General features: G+C 63.0%; 2 protein-coding genes and 2 pseudogenes. 1 reads left to right on the top strand and 3 read right to left on the bottom strand.

Annotated elements, in window-relative coordinates; genetic code table 11:
* Window positions 1–518 (bottom strand): annotated as a pseudogene (locus HLUSI_RS0111730) (sensor domain-containing diguanylate cyclase); the annotation flags it as partial.
* An 81-nt stretch (window positions 519–599) separates the two neighbouring features.
* Window positions 600–1,202, bottom strand: coding sequence for a sugar O-acetyltransferase (locus HLUSI_RS28260; RefSeq protein ID WP_050977701.1), 603 nt, complete (start codon window positions 1,200–1,202; stop codon window positions 600–602).
* A gap of 359 nt (window positions 1,203–1,561) precedes the next feature.
* Between HLUSI_RS28260 and HLUSI_RS28255 the strand changes: the two genes are divergently transcribed.
* A complete protein-coding gene (locus HLUSI_RS28255; protein ID WP_016834160.1) occupies window positions 1,562–3,061 on the top strand; it encodes an FAD-dependent monooxygenase in 1,500 nt (499 codons plus the stop codon).
* A gap of 30 nt (window positions 3,062–3,091) precedes the next feature.
* Here HLUSI_RS28255 and HLUSI_RS34935 read toward each other — a convergent pair.
* A pseudogene (locus tag HLUSI_RS34935) lies at window positions 3,092–4,430 on the bottom strand (autotransporter domain-containing protein).
* Window positions 4,431–4,503: the final 73 nt, after the last annotated feature.

Genomic DNA, 4,503 nt, shown 5'->3' with positions numbered 1-4,503 from the left:
TAATACGGCCGCGCGCGCGGATCGAAGTCGGTGGCGTCGTTCTTCGGCATGCTGAGCTGGCCGTCGATGCTGGTGAAGCGGTAGGCACTGCGATAACCGGTGGTGGCGCGCTTGACGCGCAGTTCGGCGTCGTCGAGAGCGTAGCGGAACAGGCCGACGAAGTCGCCGCTGCGGTTGCCGTAGAACACGTAATTATTGAGTTCAGGATGCAGCGAAGTCGAAATCCAGAAGCGCGAACGCAGGTTGTCGAGGTCGGCGTTGAGATCGGTTGCCGCCGGCATGCCGCGCGGAAAGGCTGATTCCAGTACCGAGGCGGCGCCGTCGATGTGGCGCTCGACGGTCAGCGCCACGCGATCTGCAGTCTGGTCGAGCAATTGCTCGGCCACCGACACCACCGCATGCCGTCCGGCAAAATAAGAGAGCCCGCCGACCAGCAGCGAGACCAGCAGGATCAGTCCGATGAACGGCAACACCAACACCTTCGCCAGCGACGATGATGAGCGAAGTAGGTGGATCATGTGCCGTTCCTTGATTTTTTCTGCTTGTTTTGATGTTTCCGTCATCGCATGATCCCCTGCGGACGGTGTTCCCCTTTTGCTTTATCGGCTCCCGGGCGGGAAAACTGAAGCGGCGGCGCGTCTTTTTTCGCTGGCGATCGAACGAATGACTCTGGCCGGATTTCCTCCAACCAGGGTATCCGGCGGAACGTCCCGTGTGACGACCGAACCGGCCCCGACAACAGCGTTTTCGCCGACTGTCACGCCGCCGATAATCGTTGCGCCGGCGCCGATCCACACATTCTTCTCTATCCTGATCGGTTTTGCGACGACGCAATCACGTCTGCGGGAAGGCTCGAGCGGATGGCCGCTGGTGATGATGCTCACGTTCGGCCCTATCATCACATCGTCGCCGATGTGGACGCCGCCCAGATCATAGATGGTGCAATTCTGATTGATGAACACATTGCGGCCAATGGCAATATCTGTGCCGCCGGTCGTGTGAAAAGGCGGGATCAGATTGAAGCCGTCGTCGACCTGCTTTCCGATAAGATCGCTGAAGACCGCGCGCACTTCTTCCGTGTCATTGAACGTCAGGCGATTCAGCGTCGCGGTGATTGTCATTGCCCTTTTCACGGCTGCCACCATGGCTGCCGATTCCGGTGTCCGCCTTGGAATGATCTTGATGCGGTCGTGGTTCGCCATTAGCTGGTTCCCTGGTGCACTGTTGGTTGAACATCCGGCAATTGTAGCGGCATGGCGCAAGACGTCCTTCATCCTCCAGATGCAGCCCATGTAAAAAATATTGCAGCTTGCACGTCGCCCGTCCGGCGGCTATATTACGCACGTCGAAAAAGGCAGACTTGGTGTGGTCCAGCCCAGGTCCTTCCGTCAACAAGGAAGCTCTGTCCATGCCCGTGCATGAGTCCCACGACGAACATCGGCGCCATCAGGCGCTTTCTGTTCGTCCGTGTGGTTCTCAAGACAACGAACCCGCCCCGGTCGAACGACCACCAAGGAGCCATTCATGCACGCGTCATCCCGTACCGTCGCCCCCTCCATCCATGATGTCATCGTCGCCGGGCGCCGGTCCGGTCGGCTTGTTCCTGGCCTGCGAATTGCGTCTTGCCGGCGTATCGGTGCTGGTGCTGGAGCAGACCGACAATCCGCAATCTCCGCTGAAGCAATTGCCCTTCGGCATACGTGGCCTGTCGATTCCGACCGTCGAAGCCTTCCATTGGCGCGGCCTGCTGGACGCCGTCAAGGCGCCCTCGCCTGTAGCCAACGCCTCAGCCTCCACGCCGCATTGGATGCAACAACCACGTCGCGCCGGCGGCCACTTCGCCGGCATGCAGTTCCATCTCGATCGGATCGACCGCACGAAGTGGCCGTACCACCTGCCCGGGGGGCCCCCGCCCCCCCCCGCGCGCGGGCGGCAGCACATCGAATCGGTGCTCGCCGCACGTGCTCATGCAATGGGCGTGGAGATCATGCGCGGCGCCGGCGTGGATGGTCTCCGGCAGTCGGATGAACATGTGGACATTCACGCCGGCGGTCAGACGTTCCGTGCGCGCTGGCTGGTCGGATGCGACGGCGGACGCAGTACGGTGCGCAAGATCGGCGGCTTTGAATTTGCCGGCACCGAACCGGAGTTCACCGGCTACTCAGTTGAAGTCGCGTTGGCCGATCCGCAACTGCTGCCTCCGGGTCGCCACTACACCGCCACCGGCATGTACACCTTCCAGCCGCCTGGCACCGTCGCCATGGTCGACTTCGACGGTGGCGCTTTTCATCGCACGCAACCGATCACGCGGGAATATGTGGAGTCGGTGTTGCGCCGCATTTCCGGCGTCGGTGCCCTCAACGTGACGGCGCTGAGGCTCGCCGCGACCTGGACCGACCGCGCCTTCCAGGCCGCGACTTACCGCGAGGGCCGCATACTGCTGGCTGGCGACGCCGCGCACGTCCACTCGCCGCTGGGAGGCCAGGGGCTGAACCTCGGCCTTGGCGACGCGATGAACCTCGGATGGAAGCTGGCAGCCACCATCCGCGGCGACGCACCCGATGGATTACTCGACAGCTATGAAACAGAACGCCATCCGGTGGGTACACGAATACTTGATTGGTCGCGCGCGCAGGTCGGCCTCATGCGTCCGGGCGAAAGTTCGCGCGCGCTGGCCGCCGTCATCCGCGATCTGATCGGCACACGCGACGGCGCGACCTATTTCGCCGAACGGGTCTGGGGCTTGTCGCTGCGTTATGAACTCGGTGACAAGCATCCGCTGGTCGGCTGCAGCGCGCCAGATTTCGTGCTGGCCGACGGCAGCCGGCTTGGCGAGCATCTTCGCAACGGCAAAGGTCTGCTACTGGATTTCGGCACTGATGCCTCACTGCAATCCACGGTGCGCCACTGGAGCGAGCGCATCACGTATTGCGCAAGCGATGCCGGCGACAAGCTCGGCCTGAGTGCGCTGCTGGTGCGGCCGGACGGCATCGTCGCGTGGGCCGGCGACGGCGCTGCGGATCCTGAGCAAGTTGCTGAGGCCGCTGCGCGGTGGTTTTGAAAGAAGCTGCAAGCGCTCTTTCAGATTCCCTCAACGCAAGGGCATGTTGATCCCGAACAGGATTGACGAGTAGCGTCCCTGCCCGACGTTCAGATTGCTGCTGTAGTCGACGATGAAGGACGTACCGCCGGCCAGCATCAGGCGCATGCCGATCCCGGCAGTCCAGTTGCCGGTGAAGCTGTCGTCCGAGCGGATCACATATGCCGGCCCCGACGACGCCAGGTCGGCATACGAAATCCCCGCTTCGCCCGCGCCGGAAAACTGCCGGCGATATTCGATGCGGCCGCGCGGCGTCCACATGCCGGCGCGGCTCAGGTACTGGCCTTCGGTGCGCAGGCCGAGCGTGCCGCTGCTGGTGCGCACGCGTTGCTTGAAATAGGTCAGCGCATTATTGCCGGCGGCGGCTTCGGTGTATTGCCCCAGCGTGGTCGAGGCCAGGTCGAGCTTGCCATAGGGTGACCACATCCAGCTATTGCCGCGGAATTCATAGCCGCTCGACAGCGCGACGAACAGTTGATTGCCGCCGGCCGGTGGCAAAGCTTCCGTCATCCGTCACATAGCGCGTCGAGTCGAAATTGAGCACGCCGTAGCCGAGCATGCCGTCGACAAAGATATTCGGCGTCGGCCGGAAGCTGCCGTACACCGTCGCCACCACGCTTTGTCCGACGCTCTTGCTGCCGTTTTCGCCGATGTCGCTGCGGTCGCGGCTATAACCGGTGCCGACGCCGATGGTCAGCTGATCGCTCAGACGATAGTCGGCGCCCACGCTGATACCGTTGGTGGTGAAGCGGAAACCTTCCTGCTGGCCACCGGCGTTGCGCTGGCCGAAGTCGACCGTGCCGGCGATCCACAGCGACAACTCCTGCCTGGCGCTATTGGTAGTCTTGTTCGGCAGTTCAGGCAAGGCATCAAGATCCTCGCCGTTGGGGGTGAGCGGCTTCGCGTCGGACTTGCCGGCCTGACTCAGCAATGGCCAACCCACTTTGCGCATGCCCGCCTGCAACGGTGCACCCACCACGCGATCGACTTCGTCCTCGTTCCATTGCGCCAGCAGCGGCTTGGCCGGCGCGACCGGCTGTGCAAATCCCAGGCCGAAACTGGAACGCGCCCAGCCGTCGCCGTGCAGGCTTTCCAGACGGCGACTGAAGTTGCCCAGCTGCGCCGTAGCGAAACGACTGGCGGATTGGCCGTGTGCCGCGACCAACCCCTTGACCTGGATATCGTTGGCGGCATTGGTGCGTGCGGCGACGGTGATGTTCACGATGACCGGTGCGGATGTGCCGAAAGCATTTGTCAGCGTATAGCTGAACTGCACGCTGCCGCTGAATCCTGCCGCCGCCGTATAGATGATGTCGGTACCGCTCGCCACTGCGGAGCCGGATGCCGGTGCGCCGGCAATCGTGACGGCCGTGACCGGACCGTTGGCGGCCGTCGCACCGACG

It is taken from the genome of Herbaspirillum lusitanum P6-12 (assembly GCF_000256565.1).
GTDB lineage: Bacteria > Pseudomonadota > Gammaproteobacteria > Burkholderiales > Burkholderiaceae_D > Herbaspirillum > Herbaspirillum lusitanum.
This window is presented reverse-complemented; position numbering and strand designations above follow the sequence as displayed.